This window comes from Xenorhabdus ehlersii, assembly GCF_003610465.1.
GTDB classification, from domain to species: domain Bacteria; phylum Pseudomonadota; class Gammaproteobacteria; order Enterobacterales; family Enterobacteriaceae; genus Xenorhabdus; species Xenorhabdus ehlersii.
Genome location: NZ_RAQI01000004.1, coordinates 39,726 through 60,964 on the forward strand (window position 1 = coordinate 39,726; position 21,239 = coordinate 60,964).

Genomic DNA, 21,239 nt, shown 5'->3' on the forward strand with positions numbered 1-21,239 from the left:
CACTGGACAGTACGACATTAAATCCGTACTATCCTCCACCGCAACGGCGTTAAGCGCCCGTAGCTCAGCTGGATAGAGCGCTGCCCTCCGGAGGCAGAGGTCTCAGGTTCGAATCCTGTCGGGCGCGCCATTTAAAGCGTGCAAGAGCAGTGGTAATGAGTTATCGTGGTCGGGCATTGTTGTATGTAAAAAGATAGCTGTTATGGTGGCTATAGCTCAGTTGGTAGAGCCCTGGATTGTGATTCCAGTTGTCGCGAGTTCGAGTCTCGTTAGCCACCCCATCTTTTTTATGAAACGCGAGGGTGGCGGAATTGGTAGACGCGCTAGCTTCAGGTGTTAGTGTCCTTACGGACGTGGGGGTTCAAGTCCCCCCCTTCGCACCATAAGAAAGATGAAAAATATATTTCGGCGAGTAGCGCAGCTTGGTAGCGCAACTGGTTTGGGACCAGTGGGTCGGAGGTTCGAATCCTCTCTCGCCGACCAAATTCTGAAAAATCCCCGCAATAGCGGGGATTTTTCTTTCTAACTACTTCTTGGTTACTTTCTTTTCTTCTTCCTACTTTTCCTGCTGATAAAAAGGTTTTCCCTTTTTATTTCTTCTTAATTTCTGTTTGATTTTTAATCTGGAAATTGAATGTTATTGTTTTTGTTAATGCACTAATATTATGTTTTAAAAGATATTTTTTTATTGGTGTTGTATTTCAACGACAAACCGCACCACTTAATGTCTCAAATAGGAGACGTTTAACTGCATGATTTATATTTACTATATGTAAATGGCTCGAAAGGCGTCTCAAATGAGAGACGGTATTTTTAACGATATTTGGTGAAAATTAAGTTATCTATTTATGGAAAGCCAGCTAAATCTTGGGTAAGGAAAATTTATCCTGATTGAAAAAGTTGGCACGTAAAATGCAGTATTAAAATCGTAGATGCTCATCCCACTCCTTATGACAGCATATGACTTCATAAACCTCGGGATGATGTAGAGCTGATTGTCAGTGCCTATGGTCCACGTTATAGATGAGTAAGCATTCTGTCTTTTCATCGCAAACCGGACACAACGTTGAGTGAGGCACTATCCGTCTGTAGACCTGATTGTATTTATACACCTGTCTTTTTTGATAGGTGTTTTTTTTGTCTGTAGAAAAGTAAGGATAGGCTTCAGGTAGTTTGCCATGAGTTCTAATGGTGAATGCACCTCGGTTAACGACTCAATTGCATCTCATATATTTCATCGTTAACTGAGGTGTGCCTCCGCGCTTTTATACTTCGACTTCGCTATCACGCTTCAAGGTCAGCATAAAGCCTTTATTGCGGGTTTGGGTGGCTTCTTCACGCTTTTGCAATCTGTCCAGTGCATCGGCAAGCCATGCATAATCATGAGCATCTGGTCGCTGTGCAAGCGCTGTTTTAAATGCTGACTCAGCATTCGCCCATTCACCATGGCGCAAGGCAACCTGTCCCAGTGTACTATTTAGCAATGGAGTTGCACCATGTTGCTTTAACAGGTGAGAGAGGGCCTTTTGTATGGTTTCAGAATCACTTGCCTTAAGGTGGGGAATTAATAGCAGCAGACGTTCATCGTAGTGTTGTTTTAATCCGTCCAAAATGATTTGCTGGGCAGTCTCGTGATCATTACATTCAATCAAATGCTCAGCCATGGCGACTTGCAACACAATGTCATTGCGAATTTTACGGCTTTGATCTTTCCACCATATTTTCAGTCCCGTACAGCCTTTCTCTGCCATAACCTGATTCATTAATCCGATATAGGCTTGTTGACGCAATTTAAGGATTTCTTCTTCACTGTGCAGATTAGCTTTCAGTATAGAAGGCAAGATATCAATCAGGGATTGATAAGCACCTGAAAGAGAGTAAGCTTGTTCCGCCAATCGCAACAATTCAGGGTGACGAGGGGCATGATCCAACAGCTTGTCCACGCCAACGCGTGCGGCATAAATTTCACCTTGTGCCAATTGGACACGGATACGGGTAATATCAACAGGGAGCAGGTCTTTATCAGCAACTGCTGCCGCTTGTTCAATATATTGATTGGTGCGGAAATAATCACCGCGCCGTTGGGCTGCCTCTGCCGCCAGCAGATAATTCACAACAGGAAGTTCTGCATGGTCAGCGTTGCGAGCCATCAGGCGCTCAACTTGCTTGAAGTCCCCTTCGGCGAATTTCAGCAGCGCCTGTTTGGTTTGTGAACGAGCACGACTACGTTTATATCCACCAAAGAGCCAGCTATGGGTGAACGTGCTGGTACGTTTTAAGCGACGATAACACCAGCCGATAAAAATCAGCAGAAATTGTAGCAGAAGGAAGATAATCACCAGACCGGTGATACTGGTGGTGATATTGGACTTGTCTGTCTGGATCAAAACATATCCTTGATGACCTGACATCAAGGGGCCAACTACGATCCCCACAATAAGGATAATGAACAGTAAGAATATTTTCAGCACGTTCAGTTCTCCTTAACGGGGGTTTTTGCCTGATCGGTGGTTTCTGTTGTCGACCGTGATTGTGCCTCAGGCTGAATTTCAGGTTGGGAACCTGGTTGGGGTTGCTTAGAATGCGGTAAGTTATAGATACGCTTACGAACCAGCTCTGCCAATATTGGCTGACTGCTCAGTTGTTCAGGAACATCAATGGACAACGGTCTCTTTTGTAGTGAAACAACATTTTTTAAAAAGTCTTCTGCCTCAGGGTAAGAGGTATCAAAATAGGCATTCACCCATGATTGAACATCTTCCAATGCGTCCTGATAAATTCTAACCTGGTGACGAGGAACCGCCTGCGCAGCAATCAGTAATTTGGAACGAATGTTCTCGCGCAGGTAAACACCTTGGTTAGGTGCCAGCAGCGGCTCTTTGCTGTTATCACGTGGGGTAATGGTAACGAAGTTGTCCATAAAGCTGTGCCAGCTATTGCTCAGGTTCTGGCGCCAATCAGCGAGGGAAGCCGTGATCCCATGATCGTTTGCTTTCTCTGATATGGCTTGTTCTATTTTATTGGCAAGGTGTAAATTATCGACTTGGTTTGATAACTGATTCAGCATTAGGATAATACCGTCTAAGTCAGTCTGTTTGATTTTGGTCAGGGAATCGATATCTGCCATGATAGCTTTACGAGCATAGAGCAGGCTGGGATCATCCATTTCCGCAAGGTTCTGGTCAGCATCTTTCAGCAAGGCGATGGCAGTGGTGATATCCTGTTCGCTCCATACTTTTCGACCCGCCATCTTAACGAAAGAGCTTGCCTGCGCCAGTCGCCAGTTTTCGATGTCAGTATTTGAAAATGCTGAAACACGGTTTTGAAGCTCTGCCATGCTACCATCCAGCCGCTGGTTTTGTGAGTGGGCTTGTTGTAAGGAATCTTCCAGCTCTTGGAGTTTGGAGTCAAAGTTTTGCTTATTGGCAGACTGCTGTTGTGTCAGAGAGGTAATCTCCTGTTGAAGAGCGAGATTTTCGGCTTTTAATACTGCATTCTGTTGTTGACCATGATGATAAATATAAATACCACCAACGCCTATCGCCAAAGAAATGGCAATTGAGAGCGTATTACCCACCCATCCATAACGCTTGGGTTTATGGGGAGCCGTTGCAGGCTGCTGAGGGCGTTTTGTCTCAACCGCATCGGTAGATTGTTTTTGTTCCGTCATAGTGGACATCCCATATTAATTTATTCCAGTGCCTGGATTAAGGCGTCATTATCTGCACTCTTGGCCACTTTTATTGTTTGCCAGCCCAAGGTTCGGGCGATATCAGCAAGACGTTTACTGACCACAATTAGCTTGCAATTCAGTAACCATACTTTTCCATCGCTATCAGTAACTAAGTTATATAGCAGTTGCAGCATTTCGCCACTTGTGACAACGATGGTTTTTATCCCACATTGCTGCCAGTGACGACTGAAATCGGCTGTATTGTATTTGACTGGCTGGCGTGAATAACATTCACAGTAATCTACTACACCTCCACGGAGCCTTAATGTGGAGGCAATCACTTCACGGCCGCCATTGCCTCGGAGCAATAAAATCTTTTTATTGCCCATTGTCTGTAAGGTGGGGAGTTGCAGTAGATCTTCACTGGTTTCACCTTGCTTAGAGTAGACAATTTCCAACCCAGTTAATTGATGAAACATCAGGGAAGTTGATTTGCCGATCCCATAATAGGATAACTGTTCAGGCCATGACTGGCCTGCTTGAATAAGCTGTTCATTGGCATAATGAACGGCATTTTTTGATAATAGGAAAACCAGATCTCCCGCAGATAGCCATTGCAGTTTTTGTGACAGGAATGGCAAATCTGCCCCCGATTGGATTTCGATGAGGGGAGCGCTGAAGGCTGATTTTCCAATAGACCGCAGTCGCTTGACCAATTCCTCTCCTGCGGGGACAGGGCGGGTGATCAGAATACTCATTTCGGTAGGTTCCTCTGGTATACGCTCGCCAGAATCTGGCGTGCGCCCTTCTCCAATAATTCTTCCGCCAATGCGATACCCGCTTGACGAGCCTCTTTGGGTGAGACCACTCTTTCCCCGCGTACGATCACTGTGCCATCAGGGGAACCCACTAGCGCGCGTAGCCAAATGCTCTCTCCCTGCCAGATGGCATAACTGCCAATTGGTACCTGACAACCCCCTTCAAGGCGGGTGTTCATTGCTCTTTCAGCAAGAACGCAAGCTTCTGTTCTTGCGTGGTTCAAGGGTGACAGCAGTTCACGGGTTTGACGATCATCGAGCCGACACTCAATGCCTACCGCCCCTTGACCGACAGCTGGCAGCAATAACTCAGGCTCTAATGGCATACGAATGCGTTCTTCCAGCCCCAGCCGTTTCAGGCCCGCTGTTGCAAGAATAATGGCATCATAATCGCCGTTATCGAGCTTGTTCAGACGGGTACCGACATTACCGCGTAAGTCACGAACAGCAAGATCAGGACGTAGCTGACGGATTTGGCATTGGCGGCGTAAACTGGATGTACCCACAATACTGCCAGCAGGTAGGTCATCGAGCGAAGCGTATTTTACTGAAACAAAAGCATCCCGTGGATCATCCCGTTCGCAGATTGTGACCAATCCCAAACCATCAGGAAATTCGACAGGGACATCTTTCATGGAGTGGACGGCGATATCAGCTCGCTTTTCGAGTAGAGCTAATTCCAATTCCTTCACAAACAGCCCCTTGCCTCCCACTTTTGCCAATGGAGTATCGAGGATAATATCACCGCGTGTCACCATTGGAACCAGCTCTACTTGCAATTCTGGGTGAAAGTGTTTCAGTTGCTTTTGAACATATTGCGCTTGCCACATAGCTAATGGGCTTTGGCGGGTAGCGATGCGAATGGTTTTCATTGTCATGGATAAATCTATTAGGTAAGTATATTGGGTAACTGTATTAACTAATGGTTTCTATATTCTTCATCTTTCAATTTTTGTTTCTTTATTGACCAGAGCATTAACTACTATGCAACTTGAATTGATGGAAAATAATGGTTTTTAGCCACCTGTTAGTCACCAATTAGTGAGAAAATAGTGTCAGTTTTAACATCTCAATGATTTTTTTTCCAGTTACGAGAAAGCCGGAGAAAATCAAAATAGTATATGGATATACAGTTTATGAAATAAAAATAATTTTAAATATTAAAATAATATTTTATTTTAATGAAGAAAATAAACAAAGAGATTGATTTAAAAGCAAATTGAAATTTGTGCTTAGCTTGATGATAAAAAGTGGTGAAAATATTTAACAATAAGAAAAATATTATTCAGTTAAATATTGATGAAAGAGTGATGTATTTACAATGCTTTACAACAGAGATATGAAAAATAATCAACAATAATAGTTATGCTAAAAAAGCATATTATTGTGTCTGTTTCGTGATTAACTTAATATTTTACAAAGAGTTAATTATATTTTAGCTATTGCAGGCGAAGAGAAAAGATGGTATTGCGTACTTTACGCTTTGATTGCAAGGTGTTAAATTGATCACGTTTCCGACAATAAGTTTGTAAAAATAATTTTAAATAATCTTGTAATACCACGCGTTATCGGAAACAGGGGACTACTTTAGGCACTGGAACTGATATCAGGCGAAACTCTTGTATCTCTATATTGAAACGCTGAAGCAGCGACTGGATGCAATTAACCAACTTAGATTAGAGCGCGCTACTAGCTTAATGAGTGACGCTTTCAAGCAAGTTTATAGTTTAATTCCAGTATTATTACATTATCATCATCCAATGATGCCAGGTTATATCAAAAGCGATGTTCCTCATGGTGTTTGCTTTTTTATGCCTGATGAAGCACAGCAGTTTTGGATTAATGATCTGGATTGCCTGCTTACCGGCATCCTGCCAGATGTATCGTCACATGCATCTAATGGTGAATTACCGATAACGGGAATTTACTCGATGGGCAGTACCTCTTCTATCGGGCAAAGTTGCTCTTCTGATTTGGATATTTGGGTTTGCCATCAATCCTGGTTGGATAGTGACGAAAAAGCTTTATTGGAACAAAAATGTACCTTGATAGAACAGTGGGCGGCTTCACTGGGTACTGAGGTTACTTTTTTTCTGATTGATGAAAACCGTTTTCGGCATAATGCCTCTGGTAGTTTGAACGGTGAAGATTGTGGTTCTACCCAACATATCCTTCTGCTTGATGAATTTTATCGCACAGCGGTTTGTATGGCTGGCAAACGCTTATTATGGGCAATGGTTCCGGTGGAAGAGGAAGTTCATTATGATGAGTACGTCCTTTCTCTCTATGCTCAGGGAGTGTTGACGCCAAATGAATGGTTGGATCTGGGCGGCTTGGGTGAATTATCCGCAGAAGAATATTTTGGGGCAAGCCTCTGGCAGCTTTACAAGAGCGTGGACTCTCCTTATAAGGCTGTATTGAAAAGCCTGCTGTTGGAAGCTTATTCATGGGAATATCCCAATGGAAAACTTCTGGCGATGGAAATGAAGCAGTATTTTCATGATGGTGCGATTGTTTCTTTTGGCCTCGATGCCTATAGCATGATGCTGGAACGTGTAACCCGCTATCTAACTGCCACGAATGACCTTGCGCGCCTTGATTTGGCGCGTCGTTGTTTTTATCTGAAGGTATGCGAGAAACTATTGGCAGGCCAGAATGACAAAGGTTGTACAGGATGGCGTCGTCAGGTTATGTCCCAGTTGGTGCGCGAATGGGGTTGGGATGACAGTAAACTGGCCATATTGGATAAGCGTAATGCATGGAAAATTGAGCAGGTACGTGATGCCCATAATGAATTGCTTGATACCATGATGCAGAGTTATCGCAATTTAATCCGCTTTGCCCGTCGCAATAATTTAAGTGTGAGTGCCAGCCCGCAAGATATTGGCGTATTAACCCGTAAATTGTATGCGGCTTTTGAAGCATTGCCCGGTAAAGTGACTTTGGTGAATCCTCAGATATCACCGGATCTGTCGGAAAAGGATCTGACCTTCATCTATGTCCCTCCGGGGCGAGTAAACCGCAGTGGTTGGTATCTTTACAACCATGCCCCTACGATTGAATCAATCATTGGTTATCAACCATTGGAATACAATCGCTATCTGAATAAATTAGTTTCCTGGACCTATTTCAATGGTCTGCTGGCTAAAGAAACTCGGCTTCATATTCATCACGGGGAATCTCAGTGTGACAGGCAGAAATTATGTGATTTGGTGGATGACATTGCCGCTCATTTCCCAATCCGTCTACCTGCCCCCACACCAAAAGCACTATATAGTCCTTGTGAAATCCGTCATTTGGCGATCATTGTCAATTTAGAACAAGATCCAACGGCTGCATTTTCTGATCAAATCGTTCGTTTTGATTTAAGGAACCTGAATGTTTTCAGTTTTGGCGAGTTGCAGCAATGTCTGGTAGGTAGCATTGATTTGCTTTATCGCAATTCATGGAATGAAGTGAGAACTTTGCATTTCAGTGGTGAACAATCGGTATTGGAAGCATTGAAGACCATATTGGGAAAAATGCATCAAGATGCAGCGCCGCCATCTGACGTTGAAGTATTCTGTTATAGCAAACATTTGCGTGGATTGATCCGCACACGTATCCAGCAATTAGTTTCGGAGTGTATAGAGTTACGCCTGTCCAGTAACCGACAAGATCCAAACCGTTTCAAGGCATTACGAATTTCAGGGCAAACATGGGGATTATTCTTCGAACGGTTAAACGTTTCGGTACAAAAATTGGAAAATGCAGTGGAATTCTATGGTGCGATTTCCAACACCAAATTGCATGGCCTGCCAGTCAAAATTGATACCAAAGAAAAACACTTACCGCCTGTAATAGACGGTTTTGCCTGTGAAGGAATTATCCAGTTCTTTTTCGAAGATATTGAGAACAAACAAGGGTTCAATATTTATATTCTTGATGAATCAAATCGGGTGGAAATTTATTCCCATTGTGAAGGCAGTAAAGAAGAGTTGGTGCGAGATATCAGCCGATTTTATTCATCATCACATGATCGTTTCACTTATGGCTCTAGTTTTGTCAATTTCAACTTACCGCAGTTCTATCAAATCGTTAAGAAAAGTGAGCGTACCCATATCACTCCATTTATAGAGGGAGTGTACCCAGTGGGTGATATAGAAGCGAATGATACAAGGCTCCCTATTAACGAGTGCCTTGATAAAACATGTGGGGCACATGCACACGATCCTTATCGTTCGCTGTATCACTATTGATATTATCAGTTAACTTAAACGCCTGTATCATCAGGCGCTTTTATTAGATATCTTTCGTTGACTAATTGTTTTTATTTGGTTTTGATGAAATTGGGTTTTAATGAAATATAGTCATGAAAATTGGAATGGTTCACCGCTTTGCTCAGTAATGGCTTGTGCCAGCATAGAGATAAAATCATTACCACTGCGGTCACAAATCCACTGGCTATCCCGATAATCAAAATGGTAACCGCCATTTTTGGTTGCCAGCCATATCTGATGGAAAGGCTCTTGACGGTTAATAATGATTTTGCTGCCGTTTTCAAAACTCAGCGTCATCACACCGCCGTTTGTTTCATAGTCGATATCCGCATCACCATCGTAATTATCCAGTTGCTCTTCAAGATGAAGCATCAATTGATCAGCTAATTGATGAAATTCGCTATCTTTCATGTTTATTTCCTATTTGCTTTTCAGGGCCTAGCTGCGATTATAGAGAGTATTGGCGCATGAATCACAGGCATTAATATAATGAAAAAACAACTTCGTTGGTCACTGGCTATCATAACATTACTTTCTCTGGCGGGTTGTGGCTTGAAAGGGCCCCTTTATTTTCCTCCTGCGGAAACATCTGCAACACAAGTACCTATACACAAAATGGATAAGATTCAGCCAGAAAGATTATTTAAAAACAGCTTATTAAAAGACAATATATCGATGAATGCTTAATGATAGTGATTTGGTAATGTGATTTCTCTTGGAGCCGTACATATATGCAGTTCTCCAAAATGCATGGTCTTGGCAATGACTTTATGGTCGTTGATGCAGTGACCCAAAATGTTTATTTTTCTCCAGAGTTAATTTGTCGTCTGGCTAACCGGAATACTGGGGTGGGTTTTGATCAACTTTTGATTGTTGAAGCGCCCTATGATCCTGACTTAGACTTTCATTACCGCATTTTTAATGCTGACGGCAGTGAGGTTTCCCAGTGTGGTAATGGGGCACGTTGTTTTGCCCGTTTTGTCCGTCTCAAAGGGTTGACCAATAAACGTGATATCAAAGTCAGCACGCAAGCGGGCCGAATGATATTAAGCATCACAAATGATGAGCAAGTCTGTGTCAACATGGGAGAGCCGGACTTTGAGCCGCAGCGTATTCCCTTTCGCGCCAATAAGGCTGAGAAAACCTATATTATCCGTACTAACGAACGTACGGTACTTTGTGGCGTTGTATCGATGGGAAATCCTCATTGTGTCATACAGGTTGAGGATGTGGACACTGCCGAAGTGGAAATATTGGGGCCCGTGTTGGAAAACCATGAACGTTTTCCTGAACGAGCCAATATTGGTTTCATGCAGATAATAAATCGGGGCCATATTCGCTTGCGTGTTTTTGAGCGTGGTGCTGGTGAAACCCGGGCATGTGGCAGTGGCGCATGTGCCGCAGTAGCTATCGGTATCCAGCAGGATCTGTTGGATAATCAGGTTCGGGTTGATCTTCCGGGTGGGGCACTGCAAATTCGCTGGGATGGGCCGGGCAAACCACTTTTTATGACTGGGCCTGCAACCCATGTTTATGATGGTACGATTCATTTGTGATTGATTCTGTGTTTGCTGAGTCTCTCTTGAAATATGGGGCATTGGAAAATGAGTGAAAAAGACGATCCATTGCACAGCGGAAACAGGCTGGATGATCAGACAGTCGTGGATTATTTATTGAATAATCCGGATTTTTTTATCCGTAATGCCAATATGGTCGATAAGATAAGAGTTCCTCATCCAGTGCGGGAATGTGTCTCTTTAATGGAATGGCATATGAACCGCCAGAGGAAACGTATCTGTTATTTGGAAGACGATCTGAACCATTTGATAGAGCAGGCGAAACAGAACGAAGTGCTGTTCAGCAGCCTATTGCAATTACTGTCAGACCTCTCTGGTGCCAAGAGTTTGCAGGATTTTCTTTCATGCTTAACTTCATGGTCGAAAACATTGGGATTGAGTAACAGTTATATTCGGTTGTTCAGTGATAAATGGCATCTTGGTGCACCACTGAATGTGCCGGAGCTGGCTATTTCCCGTCAGGCCTTTGAATCCGTCCGCATAAAGCGATTCGGGGAAAAAAATCATTATCTTGGCCGATTGCATGGCCCGGAGATTTTATTGTTGATGCCACAGGCACTCCATGTTGGCTCAGTGGCGATTTCCCTTTTAGGATCACGAGGGGAGTTGGGCATGGTCATTTTCAATAGCCATGATAAACAGCACTATCACGAAGGCATGGGAACTGACATTCTCGCCCATTTGGCGAAGCTGTTGCCGGGTTTGTTGTCCCGTTGGATTGAACGCGCATGACTCAGCCGATTGATTTACTGTTAACGCCCATGGAAGACTTCTTGCGCTATTTGCGGGTTGAGCGACGTTTAAGCCCCGTCACGATCACTAACTATCGACGCCATTTGGCAGTTTTGGCGGAAATGTCACTGGAAATGGGGATACGTGAGTGGCAGGAGTTAGATCCGGCTAAAGTCAGAATGTTTGCCTCCCGCAGTCGGCGGGCAGGATTGCAGTCTGCCAGCATTGCGTTGCGTTTTTCTTCTTTGCGTAGTTTTCTTGACTGGATGGTAATGCAAAATAAGTTGGCAGCCAATCCCGCTAAAACAGTCAGTACCCCCCGTAAAAAACGCCACTTACCTAAAAACATGGATGTGGATGAAGTTAACCAACTGCTCAATATTAATCTGAACGATCCGTTGTCAGTGCGTGACAGAACCATGCTGGAAGTGATGTACGGAGCGGGATTGCGTTTGTCTGAGCTGGTAGGTTTGGATTGTCGCCATTTGGATTTGGAAGGAGGGGAAGTTTGGGTACATGGCAAGGGTAGCAAAGAGCGTAAAGTGCCGTTTGGCCGTATGGCGCAGGAGTGGCTCCAGCATTGGCTGGATATGCGGGAATTGCTTGAGCCGGAAGATGATGCGGTTTTCATTTCCACCAAGAGCGGAAAACGTATTTCTGCCCGTAATGTACAGAAACGGTTTAAACAGTGGGGGATTCGGCAAGGTGTTAGCAGCCATGTTAACCCTCATAAATTGCGTCACTCTTTTGCCACACATATTCTGGAATCCAGCGGTGATCTGCGAGCAGTGCAGGAATTACTGGGTCACGCGAACCTGTCGACCACCCAGATCTATACCCATTTGGACTTTCAGCATTTGACCAAAGTCTATGATGTGGCTCACCCCAGAGCCAAACGAGGAAAATCATAATGCGTTTTTATCGGCCTATCGCGCCGTTTGCTGCGATGACATTCGATCTGGATGATACGCTTTACGATAACCATCCTGTAATCGATAAAACCGAAAAAGAAGTATTGTGTTTTATCAGGCAGTACGATACCAAATTCGGTCACTTTGGGCATGAAGATCTGCATGTATACCGCCGGGCGGTTCTTGAACAGGAACCCGATATTTATCATGATGTAACTTCATGGCGTCGGCAATCCGCAGAACTCATGTTTACCCACCATGGCTTCAATGATGAAGAAACAGTACGTGGTACGAATGAAATTATGTCTTGTTTTATGTACTGGCGTAACCAAATCACTGTTCCGGAATCTACCCATAAAACTTTGTCCATACTGGCGGAAAAAATGCCGTTAGTGGCAATTACCAATGGGAACGCTGAACCTGCTGCATGTGGGCTTGCCCGTTATTTTGAATTTGTATTGAAAGCGGGCATTGATGGGCGTTCCAAACCTTATCCTGATATGTATCAGCTCGCGGCAGAGCGGCTCAACCTACCGATAAATCAGATCCTGCATGTGGGGGATAATCTGTATACCGATGTAGAAGGGGCACTTTGCAGTGGTATGCAAGCCTGTTGGATTAACATCGAAAATAAAAACTTGATGCAGGAATCTGAAGGGCGTCTGGTGCCACATATTGAGATTTCTGATTTGGCTTCTTTGATAGCACTGATATAATTTCAGATTGAAATCTATATAAAAATATTAACAACTGACGGTAATTATGGACGTTTCTTATCTGCTCGAAAGCCTCAATGATAAACAACGTGAAGCGGTCGCCGCTCCCCGTAGTAATATGTTAGTGCTGGCTGGCGCTGGCAGTGGTAAAACGCGCGTGCTGGTTCATCGGATTGCCTGGTTACTGTCAGTTGAAAATGCTTCGCCGTTTTCCATCATGGCGGTCACATTTACGAATAAAGCGGCTGCTGAGATGCGGCACCGAATTGAAAACCTGATTGGCACCAGTCAGGGCGGAATGTGGATCGGTACATTCCATAGCCTTGCTCACCGGTTATTGCGCGCCCATCATCTTGATGCAAATTTGCCGCAGGATTTCCAGATCCTTGATAGCGAAGATCAGCATCGCCTCATCAAACGCATCATCAAGGCGATGAACCTGGATGACAAACAGTGGTCAGCCCGTCAGGGGATGTGGTACATCAATGGCAAAAAAGATGAAGGCTTGCGTCCACAGCACATTGAAAGTTATGGCAATCCGGTAGAGGCAACCTGGTTGAAAATCTATCAGGCTTATCAGGAAGCGTGTGACCGCGCAGGGCTGGTGGATTTTGCGGAATTATTGCTACGCGCCCATGAACTTTGGCTGAACAAGCCGCAGATCCTGCAACACTATCGTGAGCGTTTCACAAATATTCTGGTGGATGAATTTCAGGATACTAACAGTATTCAATATGCCTGGATTCGTCTTCTGGCTGGTGATAGCGGCAAGGTCATGATTGTCGGGGACGATGACCAGTCCATTTATGGCTGGCGTGGTGCACAGGTAGAAAATATCCAGCGTTTCCTTAAGGATTTTCAGGGAGCGGAAACGCTCCGTCTGGAACAGAATTACCGTTCGACCAGCAATATCCTTAAAGCTGCCAATGCCCTGATCGCCCATAACAGTGATCGTTTGGGCAAGAATTTGTGGACAGAAGGGAGCGAGGGAGAGCTAATTTCACTTTATTGCGCCTTCAATGAATTGGATGAGTCCCGTTATGTTGTCGGCCGTATCAAGCATTGGTTGGATAATGGCGGCGCCCTGAAAGAGTGTGCGATCCTGTATCGAAGTAATGCCCAATCCCGCGTCTTAGAAGAAGCCTTGCTACAGGCTTCCATGCCTTACCGAATTTATGGTGGCCAGCGTTTCTTCGAACGTCAGGAAATCAAAGATGCTTTATCCTATTTGCGTTTGGTAGCAAACCGTCACGACGATGCTGCTTTTGAGCGTGTGGTGAATACACCAACACGTGGCATTGGCGACAGGACGCTTGATGTTGTGCGCCAAGCGGCGCGGGATCAGCAAAAAACCTTGTGGGAAAGTAGCCTGGTATTGATACAGGAAAAAGTGCTGGCTGGCCGTGCGGCATCTGCGTTGCAACGCTTCATCGAATTGATTGATGCGCTGGAAACAGAAACGCAGGAAATGCCATTGCACGTGCAGACCGATCGCATTATCCGTGACTCTGGTCTATGGGCCATGTATCAACAGGAAAAAGGCGAAAAGGCGCAGGCCCGTATCGAAAACCTTGAAGAATTGGTCACGGCAACCCGCCAATTCAGCTACCAGGACGAAGATGAGAACCTGCTGCCATTGCAAGCTTTCCTTTCCCATGCCGCACTTGAATCGGGGGAAGGTCAGGCAGATGCCTATCAGGATGCGGTGCAACTGATGACTTTACATTCAGCGAAAGGTTTGGAATTCCCGCAAGTTTTTATTGTGGGTATGGAAGAGGGCATGTTTCCGAGTCAGATGTCCATTGAAGAAGGTGGTCGGTTAGAGGAAGAGCGTCGTCTGGCCTATGTAGGCGTTACCAGGGCGATGGAAAAACTGACGCTGACTTATGCGGAAAGCCGTCGTTTATATGGCAAGGAAGTGCATCACCGCCCATCTCGTTTTATTGGAGAATTACCGACAGAATGCGTGGCAGAAGTTCGCTTGCGGGCAACGGTATCCCGTCCGGTCAGCCACAAACGGCTGGGTACGCCTATCAGTGCTAATGATAGTGGTTATGCTCTTGGACAGCGTGTGCGCCATCCTAAATTTGGTGAAGGGACGATTATCAATATGGAAGGCAGTGGGGAACATTGCCGACTGCAAATCGCGTTTCAAGGTGAAGGTATTAAGTGGCTGGTGGCTGCTTATGCCAGACTCGAAACAGGCCAATAATCCGGTTGAATGTTGACAGGCTTTTTCTTCTAAGCGTAACATTCGCGCCTTACGATAAACGTAGGGAGTATAAGGAGACTTATGGTACATGCTGAACGCATTTAAATTAGAGAATAATCGCCTGCTCCGTCTTGAACTTGAAGAAGGTGATAAGTTATCTGACGCCATGTGGGTAGATTTAGTGGGTCTGGGGGATGATGATCGCCTCCGAGTCCAGAATGAGCTGGGACAAGTCCTGGCGACCCGCACCGAGTTGGATGACATCGAGGCATCAGCCCGTTTTTTTGAAGATGAAGATGGTATGCACGTCCATTCATTCTTCTACTTTGAAGATGCCGAAGACCATGCTGGCAACTCGACAGTCGCATTTACCATCCGTGACGGTCGTCTCTACACATTGCGAGAGCGTGAACTCCCTGCATTTCGATTATACCGAATGCGTGCCCGTAACCAGACGATGGTTGATGGGAATGCCTATGAGTTGTTGATGGATTTGTTCGAAACCAAAATCGAACAATTGGCTGATGTCATTGAAAACATCTATAGCGTGCTGGAATCCCTGAGTCGGGTCATTATGAACGGTAAACAGGGCGATGAATTTGATTCTGCTTTGTCTAATCTTGCTGAGCAGGAAGATATTGGCTGGAAAGTCCGCTTGTGCCTGATGGATAGCCAGCGCGCACTGAACTTCCTTGTGCGCCGTGCCCGCTTGCCTGCTAATCAATTGGAACAGGCTCGCGAAATTCTACGAGATATTGAATCTTTGCTGCCGCACAATGAGTCCTTGTTCCAGAAAGTTAACTTCTTGATGCAAGCTGCGATGGGCTTTATCAACATCGAGCAGAGCCGCATTATCAAGATTTTCTCCGTTGTTTCCGTGGTATTCCTGCCACCGACGCTGGTAGCGTCCAGCTACGGTATGAACTTCGAATTTATGCCGGAGTTGCATTGGACATTCGGCTATCCTGCGGCCATTGGATTGATGATAGCAGCGGGTTTGGCTCCTTATCTCTACTTCAAACGCAAAAATTGGCTGTAGTTATCTCACCAGCTGTCTATCTTCTTATCTTCTAAGTAGTTGCTTTGCAGGCTGATTTCACTAACCCAAAAGTATAATTATCTATGCTTTTGGGCACTATTCTTTTGTTGTTGTACTACAACAACTTTGCCTATTGGTTGAGAATGCAAGGCATTCATATCTCTCATATCAAGCAAAATGGAAATAGAGTGGTTTTGTGTGTAAATTGATCTACTATAGATATTAGCATATGCTGTGCATATGTAATTCAACATGGGAGATTTGACATGAGAACTGTAGCTATTTTCAAAAATGGTAATAACCGTGCTATCCGCTTACCCAAGGATCTGGATTTTGAGGGTGTCAATGAACTGGAAATTATCCGAGAAGGGGAAACCATTATATTGCGTCCAGTAAAACCTAGCTGGAATTCATTTTTATATGAAGATAAAGCCGATAAGGATTTTCTATCTGAACGCCCAGATATTATTGAGGAAGGGCGTATTAAATTATGAAAAAAACTTACATGCTGGATACCAACATTTGTTCATTCATTATGCGCGAACAGCCCATTGCTGTGATTGCTCAATTGCAGCAATGTGTGATGAACAATCATCCAATAGTTGTCTCTGCTATTACTTATTCGGAAATGCGTTTTGGGGCGGTTGGGAAAAAAGCTTCTCCGAAACATGTTGTGTTGGTTGACGAATTTTGTAGGCGATTGGATAGGATTTTGCCGTGGGATAAATCCGCGGTAGACGAAACGACTAAAGTAAAAATAGCTTTGGCTGCTGCCGGTACGCCAATCGGACATAATGATACCGCTATTGCGGGGCATGCTTTGTCTGTAGGAGCTACATTGGTAACAAATAATACCCGTGAGTTTTCTCGTGTAGTTGGGTTGTCATTAGAGGATTGGACTAAAATTTATTAATATTATTAATAACATCGTGAATCAACTAACGAGAAAACTGACCCATTTAGTTAATGCCTTGGGTCAGTTTAGAAATGTCGTTTAAAGAATTTGATTACTTCCGTAAACGACGTTGCGTATAGAGCGCATCCAGTATAAACAGAATTAAGGCAGCCCAAATAAAACCAAAAGTGATCAAACGATCTGATCCAATTTTCTCACCATAAACTAACGTTGCCAGCAAGAACATCAATGTTGGACCAAGATACTGGAATAAGCCCAGTGTAGACAAACGCAGATGCGCAGCGGCTGCGGTGAAGAACAGCAGTGGTACTGTCGTAATAATACCGGCAGCAATCAACATGAGGTTCAAAGAGTACGTATTATCCAACATATTACTTGTCGGGCTATGGGTGAAAAATAACAGGTAAGTTAAGGCGACAGGGAATACCCAAGTTGTCTCAATCAACATACCTGTCTGTGCATCAACTCCCATTTTTTTGCGGATCAATCCATAGACGGCAAATGTCGTCGCTAAGTACAAACCAATCATCGGTACAGAACCAAACTGCCATAGCTGGATCAATACACCAGTAAAGGCCAATCCCACAGCAATCCATTGCATACGGCGGAAACGTTCACCAAGAAATATCATACCAAACAGAACATTAACCAGTGGGCTAATAAAATAACCCAGACTCGCTTCCAGTAAATGTCCATTATTGACTGCCCAGATATAGGTAAGCCAGTTACTGGTAATAGTGAAAGCAGTGATGCCTAGCAACAGCAGTATTTTCGGCTGGCGAACAACAGCCCAAACCTGGCGCCAGTGACGAGTCACTGTCAGCATCAGCACCATAAAGAAAACCGACCATATAACACGATGTGACACAATTTCATCGGGGGGCACATATTGTATGGTCTTGAAGTAGATGGGTGCTAATCCCCAAATAAGATAAGCCCCTAAGGCATACAAGATACCTTTGGCAGTCTGTTGGTTACTCATAATATCCTTGAATGTTGAGAGAATGTTCAGAAAATCAGAAGAGCTTATTAAGGTGATAGCTCATAGAACTATACAATGTGTCATTGGGATGAATGATTTACAAGTAGTTAATGGCATGAATAATAAATTAAATTTTTCCACTTAGCCAAATAGCACTTTATGCTAAATTGTTATGTTTGGGTAACAGGATTATCTATTTTTATGCGGAAAACTCATTTATTACATAAGTAGTCTGAATGTTGGAGAGGATCTAACAGTGAACCACGTTGGCAAGCGATATTGACATATTTACACTATCAAACTATCTGAATCCCATCATCGTTCTAATTGGTAATTCAGATTTATCAGGGCAATCTAGTCCTCGTATTTTGACTGCAAGATCGTTATTTCTCAACTCATTACATAGTTGTGCAATGTCTTTCGGAGTCCAATAGATATTTTTTCCATATCCTATTCTCTGAATTGGGTTTAATAAACTTTCCACACCACCCGCTGTTAATATTCTGGCAACTATTGTTGCGCAATTTTTACTGAAAGTACTATAGCTATGGCTCACATGATAGTTGCCATATGTTTTCCCAATATAGATTTCACTCTTTTTTTCCTGCATTTTTTCAACATTTAAGTTGATAAGCAAATATTCCAGATGGGGTTGTAGTATAAAATCTTTCTGAATATTACCGAAGGTTCCTGCAAATGATAAGCCTCCTCGATACCTGTTGGGATCAGAATAGAAACTGACATAATTATTATCTGTTGGAGATGGTGGATGCTGTATGGATGTTGAAGGCCAATCTCTTTCAGTAACGTTGTAAGGAGCAGGAGAACCGGCACCCCGTGAGAAGATAGAACCCCTTGAAGGACTTCTTTCATGTCTTGAAAAAATGGAAGAAGCTGAACGTCTCCTTTCAGTTGGTGGTATGGGGCTTGCTGGTGTGGAATTTTGCGGTGTTGGGGGTTCCGTAACCCCAATTGACCAGGGGCATCTGGGTACTCCACCAATATAGATAGAGGCATGCCCTGCAACAAATTTGTGGCAGGGATACCAAATATAGACAACGGCAGAGACGGGAGTCCCCGCGAGGATTTTTTGTTCTGCTTTGGTTCTTGGGGTCATAGCTTGTTCTCTGGCTGGTTTATTGATTGATGTTTCAATAAATAACTTTGTAAGACAAGTTGTTGCGACTTTTTGGTATTGCCGGAATTGGCGATTGTTAAGATGAGCGCCGTATAATGACTGATGCAGCACGGTTTGTTCATTAAGTCGGGGTATCATATACCCAGAGTGGCGGTCTGTTAATAGGTGATTTGGGGGAGCTACCACAGATGGGATACGTGCTGCAAAATGACAAGGCCAAAGCCCCGCGTGCAATCCATCTTAAAGGGCAATGGCTTAAGGCCGCTGGGTTCGATAAAGGTTGCACCCTGACCGTGAAGATTATGGACGGCTGTCTGGTGCTTATTCCTGATACTGACGACACCCGCACCATCAAGCAACAGTATCGATGCCAGCAAGACCAGTTCAGTGAAATTAAGCTGAGAATGCGGGAGCTTATTGGGGATTAGAGGGCTGGATGATGATAAAAAGCCGGAATAATTTATATCCCGGCTCAGATATTCTCGAATAGCATAATTATTTCTTTGCAATAAAATAAGAAAAAGGGTTGTGATATCAATTTATTGATCATGTATAATCTTTCTATTTGGAGAACATTCAAATGGCAAAGATTGATGTAACCTGCCCCGCTTGTCGTGCGTTTAAAGGGATCCATCGCAATGGGCGCTCACGTTCTGGTCATCAGCGTTATCTTTGCCAATCCTGCCGTCATTCCTGGCAACTTGAGTTCACTTATGCCGCATGTCGCCCCGGAACCCATAAGCAAATCGTCGATATGGCCATGAATGGCCTGGGATGTCGGGCGACAGCGCGGGTGATGGGGATTGGCCTAAATACCGTGCTTCGCCACTTAAAAAGCTCAAACCCAAATCAGTAACAGAAGCCATTGCACCCGGCACCGAAGTGATTATCTGCTGTGAAATGGATGAACAATGGTCGTACGTGAAGTCAAAGAAACAGTCGCACTGGCTCTTTTACGCCTACGACAGGACAAGACGAAAAGTGATCGCACATGTTTTTGGTTCAAGGACAAAGAAAACATTAATGCGCCTGATGGCCTTGCTGGCACCTTTCAATATCGTTATTTATATGACAGATGGCTGGAAAAGTTATGAAAAATCAATGGCAGGGTTAGCGCTCGCTAGTCCAACATCAAGTTGGAAGGGATTCGATAAACTCTCTGTCAGTGTGAAATTCGTAACTACAAAAGTTTTCGGCGATAAACTACCTGTGCTCAGCGTGAACAGCAGACCGTCAGAAGATTGGTTGCCCTTTTTTAATGACATATTGTTCTCCCGTATTTAGCGCTAATGAGCGCATTATTCTGCTACCAGTTGTTTCTTATTAGAGTGATAACGGAACGTGTTTAATGCGGAGGACATTGAGAATGATAAAAGTGTTGACGGCTTGTGCTTGATAAACATTTGGCAGAGGGAGACGGCATTCTTCCCTGAACCGACAACGAGAGCGACAATCCATATGTCCTTACCCCAAAAACTTAAAAGTTTTGTCGTTCAGATAACAAAAAGGAGGATATAGCACTTCTTTGGTCTGTATAATAAATGATCACACGAATGTGATTGGAATCACTTAATAATTTATGTAAATCAATGAATTATAAACTAATGGTGGGGTTAAAAATGAACATGCCCATGAAAAGGGAACGTGTTTTGCTGGCACATTCCTTCATTTATTTTAAGTTTGTATTTTGGGCATGAATTGGGTATTAGTTTTAGGTATTAGGGTTTGAAAACATCAGCCAACCAAATAAGTCCCCATTGCACTAGCGATATGCATTTGTTTTTCATTATGCAATTCAATTCTGGCGACAGAGACTTTATTGCCAGCGCGGATAAGATTGCAACTGGCAGTAAATACTTCACCACGCCCGGGGCGCAGGTAATCCACGCGCAAATCAATCGTGCCCAATGTCGTCAGACGTTTTTGGATCTCTGCGATGGTTATTGTTTCAATTGATATCAATGCATTACCTGCACAAACCAGCCCTCCAGCAACATCTAATATGGAAGCGATTGCACCACCGTGTAGAATTTTATGAATCATATTGCCGATCAATTTTTCTTGGTAGCAAAATTGCAGTTCTGCGTAGTCTTGTTCGAAGCGGAGCAGTTCGAGACCCAACAGGCGATTGAATGGCATATGATAAACAAAGAGTTCACCTATAAATTTACGGGCTTCTTCTGGGGTTAAGATGGTGTCTACTGGCTGAATATTTTCCATGGTGATTTTCCTGATAACCTGATAATAAAAAGTAAAATCAACGGGT

Annotated in this window: 19 protein-coding genes, 4 tRNA genes and 1 pseudogene; 16 read left to right on the plus strand and 8 right to left on the minus strand. The window is 44.0% G+C overall.

Features of this window, described 5'->3' with window-relative positions; translation table 11 throughout:
- Positions 1-53 precede the first annotated feature (53 nt).
- The 4 genes from BDE27_RS13060 (at position 54) to BDE27_RS13075 (ending at position 483) form a co-directional block, all read left to right on the plus strand.
- Positions 54-130, plus strand: a tRNA-Arg gene (locus BDE27_RS13060).
- Between the two features lie 75 nt (positions 131-205).
- Positions 206-281, plus strand: a tRNA-His gene (locus tag BDE27_RS13065).
- A 15-nt stretch (positions 282-296) separates the two neighbouring features.
- Positions 297-383, plus strand: a tRNA-Leu gene (locus BDE27_RS13070).
- Positions 384-406: 23 nt separating this feature from the next.
- Positions 407-483 (plus strand) — tRNA-Pro (locus tag BDE27_RS13075).
- 782 nt (positions 484-1,265) lie between these two features.
- On the opposite strand, the gene hemY is transcribed toward BDE27_RS13075, so the two are convergent.
- The 4 genes from hemY to hemC are packed head-to-tail and all read right to left on the minus strand — an operon-like array spanning position 1,266 to position 5,369.
- On the minus strand, positions 1,266-2,471 hold the full coding sequence (gene hemY, locus BDE27_RS13080) for a protoheme IX biogenesis protein HemY (protein ID WP_099133107.1): 1,206 nt from the start codon (positions 2,469-2,471) through the stop codon (positions 1,266-1,268).
- A 2-nt stretch (positions 2,472-2,473) separates the two neighbouring features.
- Complete coding sequence (hemX, locus tag BDE27_RS13085) at positions 2,474-3,670, minus strand: uroporphyrinogen-III C-methyltransferase (RefSeq protein ID WP_099133108.1); 1,197 nt, start codon at positions 3,668-3,670, stop codon at positions 2,474-2,476.
- Positions 3,671-3,690: 20 nt separating this feature from the next.
- Entirely contained in the window at positions 3,691-4,431 is a 741-nt protein-coding gene (hemD, locus tag BDE27_RS13090) for a uroporphyrinogen-III synthase (RefSeq protein WP_099133109.1), read from the minus strand.
- Entirely contained in the window at positions 4,428-5,369 is a 942-nt protein-coding gene (gene hemC / locus BDE27_RS13095) for a hydroxymethylbilane synthase (protein WP_099133110.1), read from the minus strand. Before hemC ends, hemD begins: the two co-directional genes overlap by 4 nt.
- Before the next feature lie 741 nt (positions 5,370-6,110).
- On the opposite strand from hemC, the gene BDE27_RS13100 reads away from it, so the two are divergent.
- Complete coding sequence (locus BDE27_RS13100; protein ID WP_099133111.1) at positions 6,111-8,729, plus strand: class I adenylate cyclase; 2,619 nt, start codon at positions 6,111-6,113, stop codon at positions 8,727-8,729.
- A gap of 111 nt (positions 8,730-8,840) precedes the next feature.
- Here BDE27_RS13100 and cyaY read toward each other — a convergent pair whose 3' ends face one another.
- Positions 8,841-9,161 carry an iron donor protein CyaY gene (gene cyaY, locus BDE27_RS13105; RefSeq protein WP_099133112.1) on the minus strand — a complete coding sequence of 107 codons (321 nt, stop codon included), beginning with the start codon at positions 9,159-9,161 and terminating at the stop codon, positions 8,841-8,843.
- 78 nt (positions 9,162-9,239) lie between these two features.
- Here cyaY and lptM point away from each other — a divergent pair, with 78 nt between their 5' ends.
- From lptM to BDE27_RS13150, 9 genes are all read left to right on the plus strand, one after another.
- Positions 9,240-9,437 carry an LPS translocon maturation chaperone LptM gene (gene lptM / locus BDE27_RS13110; protein ID WP_099133113.1) on the plus strand — a complete coding sequence of 66 codons (198 nt, stop codon included), beginning with the start codon at positions 9,240-9,242 and terminating at the stop codon, positions 9,435-9,437.
- A 44-nt stretch (positions 9,438-9,481) separates the two neighbouring features.
- A complete protein-coding gene (gene dapF / locus BDE27_RS13115) occupies positions 9,482-10,306 on the plus strand; it encodes a diaminopimelate epimerase (RefSeq protein ID WP_099133114.1) in 825 nt (274 codons plus the stop codon).
- A gap of 48 nt (positions 10,307-10,354) precedes the next feature.
- Positions 10,355-11,059: a DUF484 domain-containing protein gene (locus BDE27_RS13120; protein WP_167450606.1), complete on the plus strand. Its 705-nt coding sequence runs from the start codon at positions 10,355-10,357 to the stop codon at positions 11,057-11,059.
- Positions 11,056-11,970, plus strand: a complete 915-nt coding sequence (xerC, locus tag BDE27_RS13125) for a tyrosine recombinase XerC (protein WP_099133116.1) — start codon at positions 11,056-11,058, stop codon at positions 11,968-11,970. Before BDE27_RS13120 ends, xerC begins: the two co-directional genes overlap by 4 nt.
- Positions 11,970-12,686 carry a 5-amino-6-(5-phospho-D-ribitylamino)uracil phosphatase YigB gene (yigB, locus tag BDE27_RS13130; protein ID WP_099133117.1) on the plus strand — a complete coding sequence of 239 codons (717 nt, stop codon included), beginning with the start codon at positions 11,970-11,972 and terminating at the stop codon, positions 12,684-12,686. Before xerC ends, yigB begins: the two co-directional genes overlap by 1 nt.
- Before the next feature lie 46 nt (positions 12,687-12,732).
- Complete coding sequence (gene uvrD, locus BDE27_RS13135; RefSeq protein ID WP_099133118.1) at positions 12,733-14,898, plus strand: DNA helicase II; 2,166 nt, start codon at positions 12,733-12,735, stop codon at positions 14,896-14,898.
- Positions 14,899-14,986: 88 nt separating this feature from the next.
- Positions 14,987-15,937 carry a magnesium/cobalt transporter CorA gene (gene corA, locus BDE27_RS13140; protein WP_099133119.1) on the plus strand — a complete coding sequence of 317 codons (951 nt, stop codon included), beginning with the start codon at positions 14,987-14,989 and terminating at the stop codon, positions 15,935-15,937.
- A gap of 266 nt (positions 15,938-16,203) precedes the next feature.
- Positions 16,204-16,431: a type II toxin-antitoxin system VapB family antitoxin gene (gene vapB, locus BDE27_RS13145; protein WP_099133120.1), complete on the plus strand. Its 228-nt coding sequence runs from the start codon at positions 16,204-16,206 to the stop codon at positions 16,429-16,431.
- Positions 16,428-16,850 carry a type II toxin-antitoxin system VapC family toxin gene (locus BDE27_RS13150; protein ID WP_099133121.1) on the plus strand — a complete coding sequence of 141 codons (423 nt, stop codon included), beginning with the start codon at positions 16,428-16,430 and terminating at the stop codon, positions 16,848-16,850. The genes vapB and BDE27_RS13150 overlap by 4 nt, the downstream gene beginning before the upstream one ends.
- A gap of 94 nt (positions 16,851-16,944) precedes the next feature.
- Here BDE27_RS13150 and rarD read toward each other — a convergent pair whose 3' ends face one another.
- A complete protein-coding gene (gene rarD / locus BDE27_RS13155) occupies positions 16,945-17,835 on the minus strand; it encodes an EamA family transporter RarD (protein WP_099133122.1) in 891 nt (296 codons plus the stop codon).
- Positions 17,836-18,136: 301 nt separating this feature from the next.
- Positions 18,137-19,084, minus strand: coding sequence for a hypothetical protein (locus BDE27_RS13160; RefSeq protein WP_143707530.1), 948 nt, complete (start codon positions 19,082-19,084; stop codon positions 18,137-18,139).
- Positions 19,085-19,161: 77 nt separating this feature from the next.
- Between BDE27_RS13160 and BDE27_RS13165 the strand changes: the two genes are divergently transcribed.
- Together BDE27_RS13165 and BDE27_RS20005 are read left to right on the plus strand one after the other, a co-directional pair.
- Positions 19,162-19,401 (plus strand): SymE family type I addiction module toxin, encoded by a 240-nt coding sequence (locus tag BDE27_RS13165; RefSeq protein WP_099133124.1) that lies wholly within the window; start codon positions 19,162-19,164, stop codon positions 19,399-19,401.
- Positions 19,402-19,553: 152 nt separating this feature from the next.
- Positions 19,554-20,083, plus strand: a pseudogene (locus BDE27_RS20005) (IS1 family transposase); the annotation flags it as partial.
- Positions 20,084-20,707: 624 nt separating this feature from the next.
- Here the strand turns inward: BDE27_RS20005 and BDE27_RS13180 are convergent.
- Positions 20,708-21,193 carry a thioesterase family protein gene (locus BDE27_RS13180; RefSeq protein WP_099133127.1) on the minus strand — a complete coding sequence of 162 codons (486 nt, stop codon included), beginning with the start codon at positions 21,191-21,193 and terminating at the stop codon, positions 20,708-20,710.
- Between the last annotated feature and the right edge of the window lie 46 nt (positions 21,194-21,239).